The organism is Kitasatospora sp. NPDC092039 (genome assembly GCF_044756065.1).
In the GTDB taxonomy this organism is placed as follows: Bacteria; Actinomycetota; Actinomycetes; order Streptomycetales; family Streptomycetaceae; genus Kitasatospora.
This window is the reverse complement of record NZ_JBIVSD010000022.1, coordinates 38,510-58,696: the sequence shown is the minus strand read 5'-3', so window position 1 is coordinate 58,696 and position 20,187 is coordinate 38,510. Positions and strand designations below refer to the sequence as shown.

General features: G+C 74.1%; 21 protein-coding genes. 8 read left to right on the top strand and 13 right to left on the bottom strand.

Annotated features, from left to right (window positions below; genetic code table 11):
* Positions 1-102 precede the first annotated feature (102 nt).
* On the top strand, positions 103-1,380 hold the full coding sequence (locus ACIQI7_RS32915) for a thymidine phosphorylase (protein WP_387756493.1): 1,278 nt from the start codon (positions 103-105) through the stop codon (positions 1,378-1,380).
* A gap of 30 nt (positions 1,381-1,410) precedes the next feature.
* On the opposite strand, the gene ACIQI7_RS32910 is transcribed toward ACIQI7_RS32915, so the two are convergent.
* Both ACIQI7_RS32910 and ACIQI7_RS32905 read right to left on the bottom strand, forming a co-directional pair.
* Positions 1,411-1,965: a Uma2 family endonuclease gene (locus ACIQI7_RS32910; protein ID WP_401117202.1), complete on the bottom strand. Its 555-nt coding sequence runs from the start codon at positions 1,963-1,965 to the stop codon at positions 1,411-1,413.
* Between the two features lie 26 nt (positions 1,966-1,991).
* A complete protein-coding gene (locus ACIQI7_RS32905; protein ID WP_401117200.1) occupies positions 1,992-3,278 on the bottom strand; it encodes an MFS transporter in 1,287 nt (428 codons plus the stop codon).
* A 92-nt stretch (positions 3,279-3,370) separates the two neighbouring features.
* Between ACIQI7_RS32905 and ACIQI7_RS32900 the strand changes: the two genes are divergently transcribed.
* From ACIQI7_RS32900 to ACIQI7_RS32890, 3 genes are all read left to right on the top strand, one after another.
* Complete coding sequence (locus ACIQI7_RS32900) at positions 3,371-4,339, top strand: LysR family transcriptional regulator (RefSeq protein WP_401117198.1); 969 nt, start codon at positions 3,371-3,373, stop codon at positions 4,337-4,339.
* Between the two features lie 130 nt (positions 4,340-4,469).
* Entirely contained in the window at positions 4,470-5,627 is a 1,158-nt protein-coding gene (locus tag ACIQI7_RS32895) for an adenosine deaminase (RefSeq protein WP_401117195.1), read from the top strand.
* A gap of 229 nt (positions 5,628-5,856) precedes the next feature.
* The gene (locus tag ACIQI7_RS32890; protein WP_387756503.1) at positions 5,857-6,219 is read left to right on the top strand and encodes a hypothetical protein; all 363 of its coding nucleotides are present in this window, start codon (positions 5,857-5,859) and stop codon (positions 6,217-6,219) included.
* 89 nt (positions 6,220-6,308) lie between these two features.
* Here ACIQI7_RS32890 and ACIQI7_RS32885 read toward each other — a convergent pair whose 3' ends face one another.
* Positions 6,309-6,494: a PspC domain-containing protein gene (locus tag ACIQI7_RS32885; RefSeq protein ID WP_355267409.1), complete on the bottom strand. Its 186-nt coding sequence runs from the start codon at positions 6,492-6,494 to the stop codon at positions 6,309-6,311.
* A 349-nt stretch (positions 6,495-6,843) separates the two neighbouring features.
* On the opposite strand from ACIQI7_RS32885, the gene ACIQI7_RS32880 reads away from it, so the two are divergent.
* Positions 6,844-8,229, top strand: coding sequence for a hypothetical protein (locus ACIQI7_RS32880; protein WP_401117192.1), 1,386 nt, complete (start codon positions 6,844-6,846; stop codon positions 8,227-8,229).
* 96 nt (positions 8,230-8,325) lie between these two features.
* Here ACIQI7_RS32880 and ACIQI7_RS32875 read toward each other — a convergent pair whose 3' ends face one another.
* The gene (locus ACIQI7_RS32875) at positions 8,326-8,922 is read right to left on the bottom strand and encodes a hypothetical protein (RefSeq protein WP_401117190.1); all 597 of its coding nucleotides are present in this window, start codon (positions 8,920-8,922) and stop codon (positions 8,326-8,328) included.
* Positions 8,923-9,069: 147 nt separating this feature from the next.
* Between ACIQI7_RS32875 and ACIQI7_RS32870 the strand changes: the two genes are divergently transcribed.
* Positions 9,070-9,747, top strand: coding sequence for a PhzF family phenazine biosynthesis protein (locus ACIQI7_RS32870; protein ID WP_401117188.1), 678 nt, complete (start codon positions 9,070-9,072; stop codon positions 9,745-9,747).
* Here ACIQI7_RS32870 and ACIQI7_RS32865 read toward each other — a convergent pair.
* From ACIQI7_RS32865 to ACIQI7_RS32850, 4 genes are all read right to left on the bottom strand, one after another.
* Positions 9,717-10,370: a VanZ family protein gene (locus ACIQI7_RS32865; protein ID WP_401117186.1), complete on the bottom strand. Its 654-nt coding sequence runs from the start codon at positions 10,368-10,370 to the stop codon at positions 9,717-9,719. The genes ACIQI7_RS32870 and ACIQI7_RS32865 overlap by 31 nt on opposite strands.
* Positions 10,371-10,468: 98 nt before the next feature.
* On the bottom strand, positions 10,469-10,801 hold the full coding sequence (locus ACIQI7_RS32860) for a hypothetical protein (RefSeq protein ID WP_401117184.1): 333 nt from the start codon (positions 10,799-10,801) through the stop codon (positions 10,469-10,471).
* Positions 10,798-12,342, bottom strand: coding sequence for an ATP-binding protein (locus tag ACIQI7_RS32855; protein WP_401117182.1), 1,545 nt, complete (start codon positions 12,340-12,342; stop codon positions 10,798-10,800). The genes ACIQI7_RS32860 and ACIQI7_RS32855 overlap by 4 nt, the downstream gene beginning before the upstream one ends.
* 64 nt (positions 12,343-12,406) lie before the next feature.
* Entirely contained in the window at positions 12,407-13,084 is a 678-nt protein-coding gene (locus ACIQI7_RS32850) for a response regulator transcription factor (protein ID WP_030257458.1), read from the bottom strand.
* 380 nt (positions 13,085-13,464) lie between these two features.
* Between ACIQI7_RS32850 and ACIQI7_RS32845 the strand changes: the two genes are divergently transcribed.
* Positions 13,465-14,337, top strand: coding sequence for a SigE family RNA polymerase sigma factor (locus ACIQI7_RS32845; RefSeq protein ID WP_387756611.1), 873 nt, complete (start codon positions 13,465-13,467; stop codon positions 14,335-14,337).
* A 206-nt stretch (positions 14,338-14,543) separates the two neighbouring features.
* Here the strand turns inward: ACIQI7_RS32845 and ACIQI7_RS32840 are convergent, their stop codons facing one another.
* From ACIQI7_RS32840 to deoC, 5 genes are all read right to left on the bottom strand, one after another.
* Positions 14,544-15,182 carry an ATP-binding protein gene (locus tag ACIQI7_RS32840; RefSeq protein WP_387756517.1) on the bottom strand — a complete coding sequence of 213 codons (639 nt, stop codon included), beginning with the start codon at positions 15,180-15,182 and terminating at the stop codon, positions 14,544-14,546.
* A 62-nt stretch (positions 15,183-15,244) separates the two neighbouring features.
* A complete protein-coding gene (locus tag ACIQI7_RS32835; protein ID WP_401117180.1) occupies positions 15,245-15,646 on the bottom strand; it encodes a hypothetical protein in 402 nt (133 codons plus the stop codon).
* A 248-nt stretch (positions 15,647-15,894) separates the two neighbouring features.
* Positions 15,895-16,797 carry an aldehyde dehydrogenase family protein gene (locus tag ACIQI7_RS32830; protein ID WP_387756521.1) on the bottom strand — a complete coding sequence of 301 codons (903 nt, stop codon included), beginning with the start codon at positions 16,795-16,797 and terminating at the stop codon, positions 15,895-15,897.
* Positions 16,790-18,271 carry an aldehyde dehydrogenase family protein gene (locus ACIQI7_RS32825; protein ID WP_401117177.1) on the bottom strand — a complete coding sequence of 494 codons (1,482 nt, stop codon included), beginning with the start codon at positions 18,269-18,271 and terminating at the stop codon, positions 16,790-16,792. The genes ACIQI7_RS32830 and ACIQI7_RS32825 overlap by 8 nt, the downstream gene beginning before the upstream one ends.
* A gap of 5 nt (positions 18,272-18,276) precedes the next feature.
* On the bottom strand, positions 18,277-19,263 hold the full coding sequence (gene deoC / locus ACIQI7_RS32820) for a deoxyribose-phosphate aldolase (RefSeq protein WP_401117175.1): 987 nt from the start codon (positions 19,261-19,263) through the stop codon (positions 18,277-18,279).
* Positions 19,264-19,371: 108 nt separating this feature from the next.
* Here deoC and ACIQI7_RS32815 point away from each other — a divergent pair, with 108 nt between their 5' ends.
* Entirely contained in the window at positions 19,372-20,052 is a 681-nt protein-coding gene (locus ACIQI7_RS32815) for a PH domain-containing protein (RefSeq protein WP_401117173.1), read from the top strand.
* Positions 20,053-20,187: the final 135 nt, after the last annotated feature.

The window sequence follows — 20,187 nt, the reverse complement described above, 5'->3', positions numbered from 1 at the left end:
CTTTTCTGTTACGCGCGTAGAGTGTCGCGAGTGGGCCGGAACCAGGTCATCTCGCGGCACTCTTCGCTTTTGACGCTTTTTGAAACCCCTCTTGGAGCACGCATGGACGTCATCTCCGTCATCAGGACCAAGCGCGACCGCGGAGAGCTGAGCGACGCTCAGATCGACTGGGTCATCGACGCCTACACCCGCGGCGAGGTCGCCGACGAGCAGATGTCCGCCCTGGCGATGGCGATCCTGCTGAACGGGATGGGGCCGCGCGAGATCAGCCGCTGGACCGACGCCATGATCCGCTCCGGCGTCCGGATGGACTTCTCCTCGCTGCCGCTGCCCACCAGCGACAAGCACTCCACCGGCGGCGTCGGCGACAAGATCACCCTGCCGCTCGCCCCGCTGGTCGCCGCCTGCGGCGCCGCCGTCCCGCAGCTGTCCGGCCGCGGCCTCGGCCACACCGGCGGCACCCTGGACAAGCTGGAGTCCATCCCCGGCTGGCGCGCCCTGCTCTCCAACGAGGAGATGATGGACGTGCTGCGCGACGCCGGCGCGGTCATCTGCGCCGCGGGCGACGGCCTCGCGCCGGCCGACAAGAAGCTGTACGCGCTGCGCGACGTCACCGGCACCGTCGAGGCCATCCCGCTGATCGCCTCCTCGATCATGTCCAAGAAGATCGCCGAGGGCACCGGCGCGCTCGTCCTGGACGTCAAGGTCGGCTCCGGCGCGTTCATGAAGAACCTGGACGACGCCCGCGAGCTCGCCCGCACCATGGTCGGCCTGGGCACCACCGCCGGGGTCAACACCGTCGCCCTGCTCACCGACATGTCCACCCCGCTCGGCCTCACCGCGGGCAACGCGCTGGAGGTCCGGGAGTCCCTGGAGGTGCTCGCGGGCGGCGGCCCGGCCGACGTCGTGGAGCTGACCCTGGCGCTCGCCCGCGAGATGCTCGCCGCGGCCGGCGTGCACGGCAAGGACCCGGCGGACGCGCTGCGGGACGGCTCCGCGATGGACCACTGGCGCCGCATGATCGCCGCCCAGGGCGGCGACGTCGACGCCCCGCTCCCGGTCGCCCGCGAGCAGCACGTCATCCCGGCGCCCGCCTCCGGCGTGCTCACCGCGCTGGACGCCTACGCCGTCGGCGTCTGCGCCTGGCGCCTGGGCGCCGGCCGCGCCCGCAAGGAGGACCCGGTCCAGGCCGGCGCCGGCGTCGAGATGCACGCCAAGCCCGGCGACACGGTGGTGGCCGGCCAGCCCCTGCTGACCCTGCACACCGACACCCCGGAGCGCTTCGACTACGCGGTCGAGGCCCTGGCCGGCGGCATCGAGGTCGCCCCGGCGGGCACCGCCTTCACCCCGAACCCGATCGTGCTGGACCGCATCGCCTGACGGTCCCGAGGTCTGCTCACGTACGCCGGATCAGGCGTACGTGAGCAGACCGCTGGTGTCGAGAGTCCAGGGACCGACGGCGACCCGGTCGCCGAACACGAACTTCTCCCGGGCCTCGTAACCGGGTTCCGAGTGCACGATTCCGGTGCCCGTGCGGGGATCGACGAGCAGGTAGAACGGGATCCCCATCGCCGAGTAGTCGCGGACCTTGTCGTGGTAGTCGTTCTCGGGGTTGGACTTCGAGACGACCTCCACGACGAGCAGCACCTCGTGCGGCAGGACCGCCCGCTGCTCGCCCTCCAGGGTCGCCTCGGGGAACACCATCAGGTCGGGGTTGCGCAGTCGGCCGAGCCCCGCGTCCTGGAGATCCGCACCGTGGTACGCGATGTGGCCCGGGTGGGTGGCCGACAACTGGGCGTCGAGCTGTCGGGAGAGGCGCAGCACCGCGAGTTCGTGGCGCTTCACGGGCGACGTCATCATGACGATCTGGCCGTCGGCGATCTCGATCTTCCCTATCCCCGGCACCTTCGGCAGCTGATCCGCGATTTCGAGCAGCCGGGCGTACACAGCAGGATCGATGCTCATGTTCCGGAGTTTATCGGCGGTGGCTGTCAAGCGTCCGCGACCGTCCGCCGGGCCGCGTGGGCCTGGCGGGTGGCGTAGAGGGTGACGGCGGCGGCGAGGGCCATGGCGGCGAGGCCGACGGTGGCGGCGCCGGGCCAGCCGGTGGCGTGGTAGGCGTCGGCGCCGAGGGTGCCGCCCAGGCTGTTGCCCAGGTAGTAGGCGATCAGGTAGAGGGCGGAGGCCTGGGCGCGGCCCTCGGTGGCGGTGCGGCCCACCGAGGAGGAGGCGGTGGCGTGGCCGGCGAAGAAGCCGGCGGTGATCAGGACCAGGCCGAGCAGGGCGCAGACCAGGGACTGGGCGAGGGAGAGCAGCAGGCCGGCCGCGGTCACGCCGATGGAGACGTAGAGGGCGCCGCGCCGGCCGAGGCGGCCGGAGAGCCGGCCGGCCGCGGCGGAGGTGCCGGTGCCGACCAGGTAGACCACGAAGATCGAGGCGGCGACCGACTCCGGCAGGTGGAACGGCGCGCCGATCAGCCGGTAGCCGACGGTGTTGTAGACCGCGCCGAACACCGCCATGAACAGCATCCCGAGCAGGTACAGCCGCACCAGCAGCGGGTTGCGCAGGTGCCGCCCGACGGTCCGGGCGAGCGCGCGGGCGTCCACCGGGGCCGGGGTGAAGTGCCGGGCGGCGGGGATCAGCAGCCGGAAGGCGAGGGTGGCGAGCAGCGCGAGGACGGCGGAGGCGGCGAGGCCCCAGCGCCAGCCGAGCCCGGCGGCGGTCCAGCCGGAGAGCAGCCGGCCGCCCATCCCGCCGATGCTGTTGCCGGCCACGTACAGGCCCATCGCGGAGGGCAGCGCGCTGGGGTGGACCTCCTCGGCGAGGTAGGCCATGGCGGTGGCCGGGAGCCCGGCGAGGGCGGCGCCCTGGAGGGCCCGCAGGGCGACGAGGGCGGTGAGGTCCGGTGCGAAGGGCAGCGCGAGGGCGAGCACGGAGGCGGCGAGGGTGGAGGCGGTCATCACCGCGGTTCGGCCGTACCGGTCGGAGAGCGCGCTGGCCGGGAGCAGCCCGAGGGCGAGGCCGAGGGTGGCGGCGGAGGCCGTCCAGCTGGCCTGGCCGGGAGTGAGGTCGAGGTCGGCCGAGAGGACCGGCAGCAGGCCCTGGGTGGAGTAGAGCAGGACGAAGGTCGCGACCCCGGCGGCGAACAGGGCGAGGTTGGCGCGGCGGAAGGCGCGCCCGCCGGGGCGGTGGCGGTCGTCTCCGGGGGCGGCGGCGGAGGGGGCGGTGGCGGGGGCATCCGGGGCGGGCACGGATGCCCTGGTACTGGCGGGCTGCATGTCCTCGACCGTAGGACCGGCGTGCTTGATGCGTCCAATGCATGAAGCATGGATGATCGATGCACTGGCGTATGAGTCGAGGTGGTGGCGGGATGTCCGGTCCGGAACCGGTGGACGGCGGCGATCAGCGGTACCGGGAGGCCGAGTTGGGGCCGGAGGAGCCGGCCGTGCTGCTGGCGCCCAGGCTGGCGCAGTTCGCCGCGGTGGCCCGGTTGGAGCACGTGACCCGGGCGGCCGCGCTGCTCGGGGTGCCGCAGCCGACGCTGTCGCGCGCGGTGGCCCGGCTGGAGGAGGAGCTGGGGGTGGACCTGCTGGCCCGTCAGGGCCGTACGGTGCGGCTGACCAGGGCGGGCCGGCTGCTGCTGGCCTCGGTGGAGCGGGCGCTGGCCGAGGTCGAGCGCGGTGCGGCGGCGGCCCGGGCGGAGGCGGACCCGGCGGGGGGCCTGGTGGCCTTCGGGTTCCTGCACACGATGGGGCCGGACGCGGTGCCGGCGCTGCTGCGCGGCTTCCGCGCGGAGCACCCGCGGGTGCGCTTCCAGCTGGTGCAGGACTACGGCGCGGCGATGCTGGAGCGGCTGCGGGCCGGGGAGTTGGACCTCTGCCTGGTCGCGCCGCTGCCGGACGACCAGGCGTTCGCCGCCCGCCCGCTGGACGAGCAGCGGCTGCACCTGGTCGTCCCGGCGGACCACCGGCTGGCCGGGCGGCGGCGGATCCGGCTGGCGGAGGTGGCCGAGGAGCCGTTCGTCGGGCTGGAGCAGGGGTACGGCCTGCGGGTGATCACGGACGGCTTCTGCGCGCAGGCCGGGTTCGTCCCGCGGCTGGCGTTCGAGGGGGAGGAGGCGGAGACGCTGCGCGGACTGGTGGCGGCCGGGCTGGGGGTGGCGCTGCTGCCGCCGGCCCTGGTGGCGCGGCCGGGGGTGGTGGAGCTGGAGGTGACGGCGCCGCGCACCCGGCGGGCGGTCGGGCTGGCCTGGGCGGCGGGGCGGCCGCTGACGCCGCCGGCGCGGGCGTTCCGGGACTTCGTGCTGTCCCGGCGCGGGCGGCTGCTGCACCACGACTGAGGCCCTCGCCGGGGCCGGCCGGCGCTTTGGCGGATCGTATGGACCGGGCGGTGGAATTCCGGGACGGGTTTGGACCATCCGGCGGTGCGCGCGGTGGTCGGTCTACGCGCGTAGGGGCTATATTTCCGCAATGGAACAGCAGATCCCCGTCACCACCGCGGGCACCGGCCCGCGCATCCCCACCCCCGACCAGATCCGCCGCGCGCCGAAGGTCCTCCTGCACGACCACCTGGACGGCGGGCTGCGCCCGGAGACCGTGGTCGAGCTGGCCGCCGCCTGCGGCTACCAGGGCCTGCCCACCACCGACCCCAAGGAGCTCGGCGAGTGGTTCCGCGAGGCCGCCGACTCCGGCTCGCTGGTCCGCTACCTGGAGACCTTCGCGCACACCTGCGCCGTGATGCAGACCCGTGAGGCGCTGGTCAAGGTCGCCGCGGACTGCGCCGAGGACCTGGCCGCCGACGGCGTCGTGTACGCCGAGGTCCGCTACGCCCCCGAGCAGCACCTGGAGGCCGGACTGAGCCTGGACGAGGTCGTCGAGGCCGTTCAGGAGGGCTTCCGCCTCGGCGAGGCCAACGCCCGCGAGGCCGGCCACCGGATCCGCGTCGGCACCCTGCTGACCGCGATGCGGCACGCCGCCCGCTCCACCGAGATCGCCGAACTGGCCAACCGCTACCGGGACCGCGGCGTGGTCGGCTTCGACATCGCCGGTGCCGAGGCCGGCTACCCGCCCACCCGCCACCAGGCCGCCTTCGACTACCTCAAGGGCGAGAACAACCACTTCACCATCCACGCGGGCGAGGCCTTCGGCCTGCCGTCGATCTGGGAGGCCCTGCAGTGCTGCGGCGCCGACCGGCTCGGCCACGGCGTGCGGATCGTCGACGACATCACGGTGGGCGAGGACGGCACGGTCGAGCTCGGCCGGCTGGCCGCGTACGTGCGCGACAAGCGCGTCCCGCTGGAGATGTGCCCGACCTCCAACATCCAGACCGGCGCCGCCGCCTCGTACGCCGAGCACCCGATCGGGCTGCTCAGCCGGCTGAAGTTCCGGGTCACCGTGAACACCGACAACCGGCTGATGAGCGGCACCAGCATGAGCCGGGAGTTCGGCCACGTGGTGGACGCCTTCGGCTACACCCTGGGCGACCTGGAGTGGTTCACGGTGAACGCCATGAAGTCCGCGTTCCTGCCCTTCGACGAGCGGCTGGCGATGATCAACGACGTGATCAAGCCGGGCTACGCCGAGCTGAAGGCGGAGTGGCTGTTCAGCGTGGGTGCCGGCGGCAACTGAGCCGCCGGGGCGGTGCGCCCGCTCCGCCCGTCGGATGAACACCGCTCTCCTGGACGGGAGTTGGTGTTCATCCGACTACTCACTCGGGTGAGTGAACGCCCTTTGGTCGCCGCGCGACCTGCTCACTACGGTGTGCCCGTCATTGCCGACACGTCGCGGCGGGCGGTCGCACGTCCGCCGGTCCCGTGCGTGAACCCGGCCACCGACGAGGACCCAAAGGGGACCAACCATGAAGCAGGCTCTCAAGGCCGCCGGCACCGCGGCGCTCGGCATCGCCATCGCGGCGGTCGGCGCCGGTACCGCGTCCGCGGCTGACGGCCAGGCGGCCGGCGGCCTCGGGCTGCCCACCGGCGTGTTGACGAACCCGGCGGTGACCGGTGCGGTCACCGACACCGCCGGCAAGCTGCCCGCCACCGGCAAGGTGACCGACACCCTGGGCACCCTCGCCCCGAGCGTCGGCAAGGCCGTCCCCGCCGGTGACACCCCGCTGGCCGGTGTCACCCAGCAGCGCGCCGCCGTCCCGTCCATCCCCGGACTGGACAAGACCCCGATCGGCGGGCTGACCGGCCTGCTCCCGGGCCTGGGCGGCTGAGCCGGAGCCCACGGCACGGCGACGGGCCGCCCACTCCCGGAGACCCCGGGAGTGGGCGGCCCGTCGCCGTGTGCGCGGGGCCGCCGGGCTCACGGTTCCTGGGGGAGCAGCAGCCAGAGGGCCAGGTAGAGGAGGAACTGGGGGCCGGGCAGCAGGCAGGAGAGCAGGAAGATCAGCCGGACGGTCCACGGGGTCAGGCCGAAGCGTTCGGCGATCCCGGCGCAGACGCCGGCGATCACGCGGTTGTGGCGGGGACGGGCGAGGCGCGCGCTCATGAGTTCTCCGTACGGTGGCGGCCCGGTCCGGCCGGTCCGGCGGGCTGCTTCCATACTCCGCCGCCACCCGCCCCCCAGTCCTCCGTCCGGCAGGTGATTCCGGGCCCCGAAGGGTCACCGGGGAGTCGTAGCCGAATGTCGGGGTCCTCCTCAGGGTGACCCTGAGGACCGGGGGCCGGACGTCCGGCCGGGCCCGTCCGGACGTCCGGAGGCGGCTCGGTAGGATGCTGCCGATCGCGGTCGGCCGGGGGGCGGACGGAAGAGCCCGACTTCGTCGTGGAAACGACCTCTCGTGCAAGCGATTTCACGTCCTGATGGGTTCTGTCCCGAATTCTCTCGTGGGGTTGAATTGCACATTCGGCATCGCAGATTCCTGACCGCGACCGCCGCCGTCACGCTGGCCTCCGGCCTGGCCGCCGCCGGGGCCCTGGCCGTCCTCGCCGCGCCGGAGGCCGTCGCGGCGGCCCCGGGCTCCCAGTCCCGCCCCTCGCCGGTCACGATCACCTTCAGCGGCCTTCCCGGCACCGTCCGGGCCGGTGGCGCGCCGGTGGAGTTCACCGCGACGCTCCGGAACACCGCCGACCACCGGCTGGACGTCCCCTCCTCGGCCTTCGTGGTCGCCGACACCGGCGCCGGCGTCGGGCAGGGCCACTTCCGGCTGGAGTACCGGCCGCCCGGCGGCACCCAGTGGCTGGACGCCAGGGTGAACGCGGGGGGCGTCGGCGCCTTCTGGACGCTCGACCAGCCCGCCGTGCTGTCGCTGCCGGCCGGCGCCGAGGCCGGCTACCGGCTGCGGCTCACCGTCACCGCCGACGCCCCGGCCGGGCGGGTGGCGCCGGGCTTCAACTCCGTGGTCTCGGACCCGGCCCTGCCGCCGGAGCAGCGCGCCGCCGAGGCGGGCAGCGGCTACCCGGATCTGCTCATCGCCCCGGCGGCGGCGCCGAGCACTCCGCCGAGCGCCACGCCGGCCGCCCCGGCGGCCACCGCCCGGGTCGGGTTCGACGGTGTGCCGACCGCGTTCACGGTGGGCGGGGAGGCGAAGCCGTTCCGGCTGGTCCTCACCAACCGGAGCGGCCGGGACCTGCGGGTGGTGCCCGCGGTGGTGTTCCAGGGGGTGGACGAACTCCCCCCGCAGACCGTCGTGTTGGAGTTCCGCACCGCCGACGGCCAGTGGCGGGAGGCCACCCCGGGCGGCAGCCCGGAGCACCCGGCCTGGCTGTACTTCGGGCTGCGCACCGGGGACCGGAACGCCGACGTCGTCGCGCTGGCGAAGGGCGAGAGCCGCACCGTCGACCTCCGGCTGGCCTTCACCAAGGACGCGCCGATCCTGTTCGAGTCCCTGGTCGCCGTCGCGGGCACCCTGCCGGAGCCGGGCGAGAGCGCGGCCGAGGCGGACGGCCCGGCGGCCGACTTCATCACCGTGCCCGCGACGCGTGCCACCGCGGTGCCCGCTCGCGCCGTCCCGGACCCCGACCCCGCCCCGGAGGCGGCGGTGCCGTCCACCGCCCCGGTCGGCCCCGCGGCGGCCTCCTCGGGGGTGCCGAGTCCGGCGGTGGGCGGCGTGCGGACGGCCGCCGTCGCGGCCCCGGCCGCCGACCCCGGGCTGCCCTCCACCGGTGGCGGCACGGCGGCGGAGCCGATGGCGATCACCGGTGCGGCCGCGATCGCCCTCGGCGTCGGCACCCTGGTGGTGGCGCGGCGCCGCGACCGCGTGCGGCGCGGCGCCGGGAACTGACCCCGGAGGACGGCGAGGCCCGCCCGTCCCCGCCGGGTGGCGGGGACGGGCGGGCCTCGGTCGGTTCGGTGACGGCCGTACGGCGGTGCGGCGCGGTCAGCCGACCGGGTGCTGCGGCGGCTGCGGCTGCGCGTACGGGTTGTCCGCGACCGGCTGCGGCGGCGGACCCGGCTGGTACGGCGCGGCGCCCTGCGGCGGGGCCGGCGGCGCGACCGGCGGGACGGGGGCACCGGCCGGCGGCGGGACGGGAGCGCCCGGCTGCGGGGCGTACGGCGCCTGCGGGGCGTTGGGGTTGAACGGTGCCTGCGGGGCCTGGGCGGCGTTGGGGTTGAACGGCGCCTGCGGGGCGTTGGGGTTGAACGGCGCCTGCGGGTTGAACGCGGCGGCCGCCTGGGCGGCCTGCTGCTGCTTGGCGTTGCCGCGCTCGACCAGCGCCTTCACCGAGGCGACGATCATCAGGACCGGCAGGATGAACACCTTGAGGAAGATGGTGTACGTGCCGCCCTCGAAGACGAACGCCAGGTAGTAGGCGTACCCCAGGAACGCGAGGCCGATGACGACGTTGAGGATGCGCAGGCCGACCTTCATCCCACCGGCCACGGCCCCGAGGACCACCATGATGACGCCGCTGACCGCCAGTGCGACGACGTACCAGGAGAAGAGCGGTTCGGCGTTGAAGTCGAGATTGTTCAAGGAGTTTTCCTGGGATGGGGAAGACGAAAACGGCGGGCACCGTTCGGGGACGAGAGCGCACAGTACTGGAGGCGGCCGACATCCGTCTCCGTCTTTGCGTCACGGTGTCATTGCGCTGTGCCGCAGCGGAAGTCGACGAGGTGGGAAATGACGGAGTTTGAGGTGCTGCGGGTCTTTTGCGGGCCCGACGGGAGCCAGGGGAACGCGCTCGGTGTGGTGCGCGACGGCGCCGCCGTGCCGGAGCGCGCGGACCGGCAGCGGATCGCACGCGGACTCGGCTTCAGCGAGACGGTGTTCGTCGACGATCCGGAGCGCGGCGAGATCGACATCTACGCCCCGTCGGTGCGCCTGCCGTTCGCCGGCCACCCGTGCGTGGGCGCCGCCTGGCTGCTCGGGGTGGACCGGCTGGTCACGGCCGCCGGAGAGGTGGCGGTGCGGCGCGAGGACGGGCTGACCCGGATCGCGGCCCGGCCGGAGTGGGCCCCGGGGCGCACGCTGCGGCAGTACGGTTCGGCGGCCGAGGTGGAGGCGCTGGAGGTGCCGCCGCCGGGGGAGTGGGTCTACGCCTGGGCCTGGCAGGACGAGGCGGCCGGCACCGTACGGGCCCGGGCCTTCCCCGGGCGGGGCGACGGGATCGACGAGGACGAGGCCACCGGCGCGGCCGCGCTGCTGCTGGCCGCGAGCCTCGGCCGGGCGCTGACCGTCACCCAGGGGCGGGGGTCGCGGCTGCTGGCCGGTCCGCGCCCGGGCGGGCTGGTCGAGGTCGGCGGCCGGGTGGTCCGCGACCGGGAGCCTCAGCCGGTCGGCGGCGTCGGCTCGGCGTAGGCGCGCCGCCGGGCGGCGGGTGCGACGGCCGTGACGGAGGCGACGGCCGCGACGGCGGCGATGGAGCCGACGGCCGGGACGGAGCCGGCGGCGGTCACCGGCGGCACGGAGCGCACCGCCCGCCGGGGCGCCCGGGGCCGCCGGTCCCGCAGCAGGAGCCGCAGGCCGGGGACGAACGCGAGGTGGGCGACGGCCACGCCGGCGACGGCGAACAGGATGTGGTCCACGTTGAGGACGTGCCCGGGCGCCCAGGAGGAGAGGAACTCCAGCGCGGTCGCCAGCAGCGCGGAGACGCCGGTGGTGCGCAGGAAGGACGGCAGCCAGGGGGCCCGGAGCCGGCCGCCGGCCAGCGGCAGCAGGACGCCGAGCGGGGCCAGCAGCAGGAGCTCGCCGAGCACCTGCCAGCCGCTGGAGGAGCGGAGCGAGGCGAGCGGCGTCAGGTTGGCGTCGTACACCCAGGCCACCGGCAGCGGTCTCAGGACCAGCCAGAGCACCAGCGCCAGGTGGCCGGTGAGACCCGCCAGCCCGGCCAACCGCAGGGGACGGTGGACGGCCGCCGCCGGGCTGCTCTCGGTCCCCGCGCCGGAACGCTCGTCGCGTGTCCTGGTGCCATCTCGCTGCACGGGGGGAAGGACGTGGGCCGACGCCACGTCGGTTCCACGCCGGGCGTGAACATTCCAGGACGCGCCCCCGCCGCCCCTCCCGCCCCCTTCCCCGCGGCCTACTTGCAGGGCGAGGCCGTCGGCACCGCGCCGAACACGTTGTCCGGCGGCGGACTGCCCGGCGCCACCGGGGTGGGCGACGGGCTCGGGCTCGTGGCCGCCTTGCCGCCGCGGGCCGGCGTCGTGGTCGGGGCCGGTCCCGGCGGGGTGGCCAGGGCCGGCGGTATGTGCGGGGTGGTCGGGCAGGCCGTCCGGCTGGCGGGCGCGCCGGCGTCGACCGGTACGGCGGTCGGCCGGATGCCGCAGCCGGAGGCCAGCGCGAGCAGCAGCAGCACGCCCGCGCCGCGGCGCAGGACGGTGCGGGGGGCGGCGGTGTCGGTGCGGGGGGTCACGTGGCGTCCTTGTCCTCGGCGGCGTCGCCGGCGGGGCCGCCCTCGGCCTCGCCCGCGGACGGCGGAGGCGGCGGGGCCAGCGGCAGGGTCAGGGTGAACACCGCGCCGACCTCCCCGTTCGCCGCCGTGATCGTCCCCCCGTGTATCTGCGCGTTGGCCATCGCGATCGACAGGCCGAGACCGCTGCCCTCCGAGCGCGCCCGCCCCCGGTCCGCCTTGTAGAACCGGTCGAAGACGTGCGGCAGCACGTCCTCCGGGATGCCGGGCCCGCTGTCGGAGACCTCGACCACGACCGACTCCCCGTCCCGGCGGACCCGGACCCGCACCGGCGAGCCGCCGTGCTTCAGCGCGTTGCCGATCAGGTTGGCGAAGACCACGTCGAGCCGGCGCGGGTCGACCACCGCCAGGATGCCGCGCGGGGCGTCCAGTTCGACCGCGTCGTACCAGGCCCGCCCGTCGATGCAGGACATGATCAGGTCGGCGACGTCCACCTCGTCGGCGACCAGCTTGGCGGTGCCGGCGTCGAAGCGGGTCACCTCCATCAGGTTCTCCACCAGGTCGGACAGCCGCCGGGTCTCGCTGACCACGAGCCGGACGGCCGGCTCGATCATCGGGTCCAGCGACTCGGCCTCGTCCTCCAGGATGTCGGTCACGGCGGTCATCGCGGTCAGCGGGGTGCGCAGCTCGTGCGACATGTCGGCGACGAACCGCCGGCTCTGCGCCTCGCGCGCACTCAGCTCCTCGACCTGCTCGTGCAGCGACTCCGCGGCCCGGTTGAACGTCCTCGCCAGGTCGGCGAGTTCGTCCGAGCCCTCGACCTCCAGCCGGGTGTCCAGGCGCCCCTCGCCGAGCCGCCGGGCGGCGTCACCGAGCCGCTTGACCGGCCGCAGCACGGTCGCCGAGGCGGCCTGGGCGAGCAGCGCCGAGCCGATCAGCGCGAGCAGCGTGGCGATGGCCAGCGACCAGCCCAGTGTGTTGAGGTCGGCCCGCTCGTTCTCCAGCGACTTGAACATGTACGCCGTCGGGCCGCTCGGCACCACCTTGGTGCCGCCGATCACGAACGGCCGGCCCCCCAGGTTCTGCCGCTGCCAGTACAGGTGGTACGGGAACGGGTTGTTCTCGGTGACCTCGCGCGGCCTGGCGACGGTGGCCTGCAGGGCGGTCGGGACGTCGGCGAGCGTGAAGTTCGCCGGGTCGGAGGAGGCCGTGCACTCCGGGTGCGCCGGGTCGACCACCACCACGTCGTAGGTCAGGCCGGAGCTGGCCACGGTGGACGCCAGCGAGGCCAGCTCCTGGCAGCTCGCGTTCAGCGGCAGCTCGGAGACGTTGCGGGTGAGCGACACCCGGAAGTCGTTCAGCGCGGTGTCCTGGGCGCGCTTGAGCACCGCGTCGCGGTTCAGCCAGTACGCGATGCCGGAGGCCGAGACGGCGGCGAGCAGCGCGACGGCCGCGAACACCGCGATCAGCCGCACCCGCAGGGAGCGCAGCCGACGCCACCGGCCCGTCGAGAACCGCCGGGCAGTCGTCTGATGGTCAGTCACAAGAGCCTGTCGTGATACGGGAGTTCAAGGGGGGCGGGTGGAGGCTGGTCGGGAGGCGTTCGGATCAGGCCGGCGGGTCCAGCCGGTAGCCCACCCCCCGGACGGTGCGGATCAGCGTCGGCGCGGACGGCACGTCCTCGACCTTGGCCCGCAGCCGCTGCACGCAGGCGTCCACCAGCCGGGAGTCGCCGAGGTAGTCGTGCTCCCAGACCAGCCGCAGCAACTGCTGGCGGGAGAGCGCCTGGCCGGGGCGGCGGCTGAGCTCCAGCAGCAGCCGCAGCTCGGTCGGGGTGAGCTGGAGGTCCTGTCCGTCCTTCGTGACGGTCATCGCCGCGCGGTCGATCACCACGCTGCCGTAGGCCGAGGAGTCCGAGCTCTCCCGCTCGCCGCGCCGCAGCACCGCGCGGATCCGGGCGTCCAGCACGCGGGGCTGGACCGGCTTCACCACGTAGTCGTCGGCTCCGGACTCCAGACCCACCACCACGTCGATGTCGTCGGAGCGGGCGGTCAGCAGGATGATCGGCAGCTGGTCGGTGCGGCGGATCCGGCGGCAGACCTCGAAGCCGTCGATTCCGGGCAGCATCACGTCCAGCACGATCAGGTCGGGTCGCTGCTCCTTGAAGAGCCTCAGACCGTCCTCGCCGGAGGCGGCGGTGGCCACGCGGTGGCCCTGGCGGGTGAGAGCGAGTTCGAGGCCGGTCCGGATGGCGTCGTCGTCCTCGATCAGTAGGAGGAAAGGCACGGCCCCATTTTGGCCCACCCGCAGCCCCGAATCACCCCCCGGACCGATCACCGGCCCCCCGGGAACCGGAACGGGCGCCCCCGGCGTCCGCTACGGAGGGAGGCGGACCGGGACGTTCGGCCCGCTCCTGTGACACCCCTGTGACAGTCGGCGGACAGCGCCATCACAACCGGCGGGCAGGATTTTCCATGTCGCCGCAGGACAGCGGGCCGCAAGGCCGGCTGGAGGGCGGCTACCGGAACCGCTCGTACCGACCCAGGGGGCGCACGATGAACGCCATGCTTCAGACCCGGACCAACCCGGCTGTCCGCACCGCGCGTTCGTCAGCCGCGTCCCACCGGACCCGGTACGAGGTCAGGACCGACGAGAACTCCGGTGCCGTGACCGTGCGGGGGTGCGCGCACAGCACCGGTGGAAACCCTGTCGCCCGTCGGGTGAGCGGCGGCGGCAGGACGGGGGAGCTGTACGGGATCGGCCGTCTGGGGAGTTCGGTCGACTCCGCCAACACCCTCACGCTGCGGGGGATCCTCCCCGTCCGCGTCGAGGGCAAGGACGCCCCGGGGGGCAACCGGGGGACCGGGGGGAACGGTCTGCGGACGGTCGGTTCGGGGGAGCCGACCGGTCGCGAGGCCGCCGGTGCGACGCTGCTGCGGTTGAACCCCGCGGCGGCGCGCACCACCGAGGCGGGACAGGGAGGCGCGCAGGGGGAGCACTCGGCCGTCGCGGAGGACCACATCACGGAGTTCACCGCGTACGTGCGCGAGCGCCGCGCCTCCCTGTACGCCACGGCCTACCACCTGACCGGTGACCGCTACGAGGCCGAGGACCTGCTGCAGAGCGCGCTCTTCAGCACGTACCGGGCCTGGGGCCGGATCACCGACAAGGCCGCGGTCGGCGGGTACCTCCGCCGCACCATGACCAACCTGCACATCTCCGCCTGGCGGCGCCGCAAGGTCAACGAGTACCCGACCGAGGAGCTGCCGGAGACGGCCGGCGACACCGACGCGATGGGCGGCACCGAGCTGCGCACCGTGCTCTGGCAGGCGCTGGCGAAGCTGCCGGAGAACCAGCGCACCATGCTGGTGCTGCGGTACTACGAGGGCAAGACCGACCCGGAGATCGCCGACGTGCTGGGGATCAGCGTCGGTACGGTCAAGAGCAGCATCTGGCGCGCCCTGCGCCGGCTGCGCGAGGACGAGCACCTGAACAAGTCCGGCGACACCGTCCGGGCGTTCGGCGAGCTGGTCGCGTAACAGAGGACTCCCGTCGGGGGACGGGAAGCGGACGGTCACGGTCCGGGGGCAGCGGCTCGGGGGAGCACGCCCGTGGGGGAGCCGAGGACCGTTCGGGGAAGGCGACGGCCCGGTGCGGGGGAGACGCACCGGGCCTTCGTCGTGCCGTGGGCCGGGCGCGGACGCGGTTTCGGAAGCGGTTCCGGACGCGGGCCCCGACGGTCGGCTCAGACGGCGGAGAGCTCGGTGGCCAGGGCCGCGGCGCGGATCCGCCGCTCGGCCTCCGGGCCGGCGCACGCGTACGAGCCGAGCGCGACCTGCCGGCCGACGATGGACCGCTCGGCCCGCATCAGCCGCAGGCCCCGGCGCAGCAGCACCGGCAGCGACTTGCGGCCCTCCCGGACGTCCCGGCGCAGCCGGCGCCAGGCCGTGGTGAGCGCGCCGTTGCGCAGGCACAGGGCGTCGCCGAGCAGGCCCTGTCCGGCGCACTCGGCGGTGATCTCGGCGGCGAAGATGCCCTCCGCGATGAACGCGCCCGCCCCGTCCAGCTCCAGGCCGCGGGTGCCGACCCGGCCGTTGTCCGGGATCGAGTACACCGGGACGTCCGCGCGGCCGTGCTCGTGCAGGGCGCGGATCGCGGCGACGGCCTGGTCGCGGTGCCAGGCCAGCGGGGAGTCCCAGTCGACGGCGCCGTCCGGCAGCCGCGGCAGGGTCGGGTCGTCCCCGTCCTTGTAGAAGTCGTCGAGCTGGAGCACCGGCAGGCCGCTGCGCTCGGCGAGCGAGGACTTCCCCGACCCGGAGGGCCCGGAGAGCAGGATCACCCGGGCGTGCGCGGCCGGTGCGGGGTTCATGGGGGAGTCACTCACGGGACACCAGTCTGACGCATCCCGGCCGGTTGCCGAAACCGGTCGGCACGGGTCTTCTGCCGTCAGGCGGTCCGCTGCGACCGCGGGTCGGCGAGGGCGACGTGCACCATCGGCAGGTAGCGGCTGTCCACCTGGAGGTAGACCAGTTCCCCGGCGCCGGGCGGCAGGTAGCCGGTGGCGGCCCAGTCCTGGCTGTGCCAGGTGTCGGGCTCGGGCTCGTGGAAGGTGCCCCCGGCGGGCAGGTCGAGGCGTCCGTCGTCGCGGGAGACCAGGGCCACGCTGTCGGCGCCGGGCGTGATGTGGAGGCTGCCGTTGGTGTACCCGGTCCGCCGCTCGGGCCGGGCCGAGCAGGGCACCCGGACCGGGCGGCCGGCGGCCAGCCGCCGCGTGGTGCGGGCCACGTGCCACCTGCGGTAGAAGCCGTCCGCGAACAGTGCCATCAGCTCGCCGATGAACTCGCCCATCCGTCCCCCTTGATCGTTTCCGTCTCCGGTGATTCTGGTCCGGCCGGCGGGGCGTGCGGGAGCGTCGAAAGTCGGCGGTGGGCAGTGACGAAAGTCGACGGAACGCCGGCGGCGGGGGCCGGAACGGGCGACGGACCCGCGCCAGGGGGGGGAGAGGCGCGGGTCCGTCCAATGACCGTCCGGGCCCTGGGGGGTGAGGGCACTGGGGACGGCCAGTCTGTGGAGTTGTTCGCTCGGAGCGACGGAGGTCAGATCCCCATCGGGTGCCAGACCGTCTTCGTCTCCAGGAACGAGAGTAGCCGGTCCGTACCGGGCGCATTGGTCCAGTCCTGGGCGAACGGGTCCAGCACCGGACGGACCACCCTCTTCAGGGTATCCGCGGCGGCCGCCTCCAGCGCCTGCGGCGCGCCGGGGCCGTCGGAGGCGATCGCCCCGGTGAGGTCCAGCGCGTTGACGTCCTGGTGCGAGGCCAGGGTGGGGGCGATGTCCGCGGTCCGGCCCGAGATGATGTTGACCACGCCGCCCGGGACGTCCGAGGTGGCCAGCACCTCGCCCAGCGACAGCGCGGGCAGCGGGGCGTCCGCGGCGGCCGCGACCACGACCGTGTTGCCGGTGGCGATCGCCGGGGCGATCACCGAGACCAGGCCGAGCAGCGAGTGCCCGTAGCCGGCCTGCGGGGCGACGATCCCGACCACGCCGGTCGGCTCCGGGGTGGAGAGGTTGAAGAACGGCCCGGCGACCGGGTTGGCGCCGCCCGCGATCTGGGCGACCTTGTCGGTCCAGCCCGCGTACCAGACCCAGCGGTCGATCGCGGCGTCCACCAGCGCGGCGGCCTTCTTCGGGCCGACGCCCTCGGAGACGGACACCTCGGCGGCGAACTGCTCGCGGCGGCCCTGGAGCATCTCGGCCACCCGGTACAGCACCTGGCCGCGGTTGTACGCGGTGGTGCCGGCCCAGCCCTTGACCGCCTTGCGGGCGGCCAGGACGGCGTCGCGGGTGTCCTTGCGGGTGCCCAGCGGGGCGTTGGCGAGCCACTCGCCCTTCGAGTCGGTCACCTCGTACACCCGTCCGCTCTCGGAGCGCGGGAACTTCCCGCCGACGTACAGCTTGTAGGTCTTGAGGACGTCAAGACGCGTTGCGACATCAGACATCGAGATAGGCCTCCAGACCGTGGCGGCCACCCTCGCGGCCGTAGCCCGACTCCTTGTAGCCGCCGAACGGCGAGGTCGGGTCGAACTTGTTGAAGGTGTTGGCCCAGACCACGCCGGCCCTGAGCTGGTTCGCCATCCAGAGGATGCGCGAGCCCTTCTCCGTCCAGATGCCGGCGGAGAGGCCGTACGGGGTGTTGTTGGCCTTCTCGACCGCCTCGGCGGGGGTGCGGAACGTCAGCACCGACAGGACCGGGCCGAAGATCTCCTCCTGGGCGATCCGGTGGGCCTGGCTCACGCCGGTGAACAGGGTCGGCTTGAACCAGAAGCCGGTGCCCGGGAGTTCGCAGGCCGGCGACCAGCGCTCGGCGCCCTCGGCCTCGCCGGCGTCGGTCAGCGCGGTGATCCGGGCCAGCTGCTCGGCCGAGTTGATGGCGCCGATGTCGGTGTTCTTGTCCAGCGGGTCGCCGACCCGCAGGGTGGCCATCCGGCGCTTCAGGGCGTCCAGCAGCTCGTCCTGGACCGACTCCTGGACCAGCAGGCGCGAGCCCGCGCAGCAGACGTGGCCCTGGTTGAAGAAGATGCCGTTGACGATGCCCTCGACCGCCTGGTCGATCGGCGCGTCGTCGAAGACGATGTTCGCGGCCTTGCCGCCCAGCTCCAGCGAGAGCTTCTTGCGGGTGCCGGCCAGCTGCTTGGCGATCGCCCGGCCGACCGGGGTGGAGCCGGTGAAGGCGACCTTGTTGACGTCCGGGTGGGAGGTCAGCGCGGCGCCGGTGCGGCCGTCACCGGTGACGATGTTGACGACGCCCTTCGGCAGACCGGCCTGGCGGCAGATCTCGGCGAAGCGCAGCGCGGTCAGCGGGGTGGTCTCGGCCGGCTTCAGGACGACCGTGTTGCCGGTCGCCAGCGCGGGCGCGATCTTCCACGCCAGCATCAGCAGCGGGAAGTTCCACGGGATGACCTGGCCGGCCACGCCCAGCGGCTTCGGGTTCGGGCCGAAGCCGGCGAAGTCCAGCTTGTCCGCCCAGCCCGCGTAGTAGAAGAAGTGCGCGGCGACCAGCGGCAGGTCGACGTCGCGGGTCTCGCGGATCGGCTTGCCGTTGTCGATCGACTCCAGCACGGCCAGCTCGCGGCTGCGCTCCTGGATGATCCGGGCGATCCGGAACAGGTACTTGGCGCGCTCGCTGCCCGGCAGCGCCGACCAGTCGGCGAAGGCCTTGCGGGCGGCGGCGACCGCGCGGTCCACGTCCTGCTCGGTGCCCTGGGCGAACTCGGCGAGCACCTGCTCGGTGGCCGGGTTGACCGTCTTCAGGGCCTCGTTGCCGGAGGAGTCGACGAACTCGCCGCCGATGAAGTGGCCGTAGGAGGTGGCGATGTCACCCGCGGCGGCCGGGGACTCCGGGGCCGGGGCGTAGGCGAAGAGGCCGCCGGCGGGCTCGGCCACGGGCTCCTCGGTGTTCTTCTTCTTGGCCATGGTGATCAGTCCACCGTCACGTAGTCGGGGCCGGAGTAGCGGCCGGTGGCCAGCTTCTGGCGCTGCATCAGCAGGTCGTTGAGCAGGCTGGAGGCGCCGAAGCGGAACCAGTGCGGGGTCAGCCAGTCGTCGCCGAGGGTCTCGTTGACCATCACCAGGTACTTCATGGCGTCCTTGGTGGTGCGGATCCCGCCGGCGGGCTTGACGCCGACCTGGACGTCGGTGGCCGCGCGGAAGTCGCGGACCGCCTCCAGCATCAGCAGGGTGACCGGCGGGGTCGCGTTGACGGCGACCTTGCCGGTGGAGGTCTTGATGAAGTCGGCGCCGGCCAGCATCGCCAGCCAGGAGACCCGGCGGACGTTGTCGTAGGTCTGGAGCTCGCCGGTCTCGAAGATCACCTTGAGGTGGGCGGAGCTGCCGTCGGGGCGCTTGCACGCCTGCTTGACGGCGACGATCTCGTTGAAGACGTCGAGGTAGCGGCCGGAGAGGAAGGCGCCCCGGTCGATCACCATGTCGATCTCGTCGGCGCCCGCGGCCACCGCGTCGGCGGTGTCGGCGAGCTTGACCGGCAGGGCGGCGCGGCCGGCCGGGAAGGCGGTGGCGACCGAGGCGACCTGGATGTCGGTGCCCTTCAGGGCGTCCTTGGCGGTGGCGACCATGTCCGGGTAGACGCAGATGGCGGCGACGCGGGGGGTGGTCGGGTCGGTCGGGTCGGGGGTCCTGCCCTTGGCGCACAGCGCGCGCACCTTGCCGACCGTGTCCGCGCCCTCCAGCGTGGTCAGGTCGATCATCGAGATCGCCAGGTCGATGGCGTACGCCTTCGCCGTGGTCTTGATCGAGCGGGTACCGAGAGCGGCGGCGCGCGCCTCCAGGCCGACCTGGTCGACGCCGGGCAGGCCGTGCAGGAAGCGGCGGAGCGAGGCCTCGGACGCCGCAACGTCCTGAAGGCCGCTGCCCGCAACGCCGAGGGCATTGGCTGCAACAGTGGACATAGTCACCAGACCAGCATATCTACGCGCGTAGCCGACCGCTAGACCGCCGACCCATCGTGGCCGGACCGAGACCTCCGCAGGTGGGGGGCATGGGGCAGAATCGACGCCATGACCGATTCCGACGGCAAGCCCGACCAGGGCCCCGCCGCCCCCGACGGGGAGCCCGAGTACGCCGACCGGGTGTACCGCTCTGTCCCCGGTGTGATCTCCGGAGTGCTGCTGCTGGTCGTCGCGGCCTGGCTGGTCGGCGACGCGGTGGCCAGCGGCACCGGGAAGACCCCGTACGTCTCGCTCGCGGCGGTGCCGGTGTTCGCCTTCCCGGTGATCGCGTACACCCTGCGCCCGGCCGTGCGGGCCGGCCGCGACCGGCTGGTGGTGCGCAACCCGTGGCGGACCGTCGTCGCGCCGTGGGCCTCGGTGGACGCGCTGCGCGCCGGGTACTCGGTCGAACTGCTCGCGGGCGGGAAGAAGTACCAGGTCTGGGCGGTGCCGGTGTCGCTGCGCCAGCGCAAGCGGGCCACCCGGGCGCAGAGCCCCAGCGCCGCCGAGCACGCCTCCCGGACCGGCCTGGGCATGGGACTGGCCAAGCGCACCAACCCGGTCGTCCAGGGCTCGCCCGACCCCACCCGGGCCTGGTCCGACCAGGTCACCGCCGTCCTCCAGGAGATGGCCGAACGCAACGCCGCCCGCCCCGCCGCGGCCGGCCCGGTCCGGGTCCGCTGGTGCTGGTGGGTCATCGCGCCCACCATGCTCGGCCTGATCGCCCTGGTCACCGTCATCGCGGTCTGACACCGCACCCGCGGGGAGGGGGGCCCCCGGGGGGGGCCCCGGGGGCCCCGGGGGGGGGGGGGGGGGGGGCGGGGGGGGGGGCGGGGCCGGGGGGGGGGGGGGGGGGGGGGGGGGCGGCCGGGGTGGTGGGCGCCG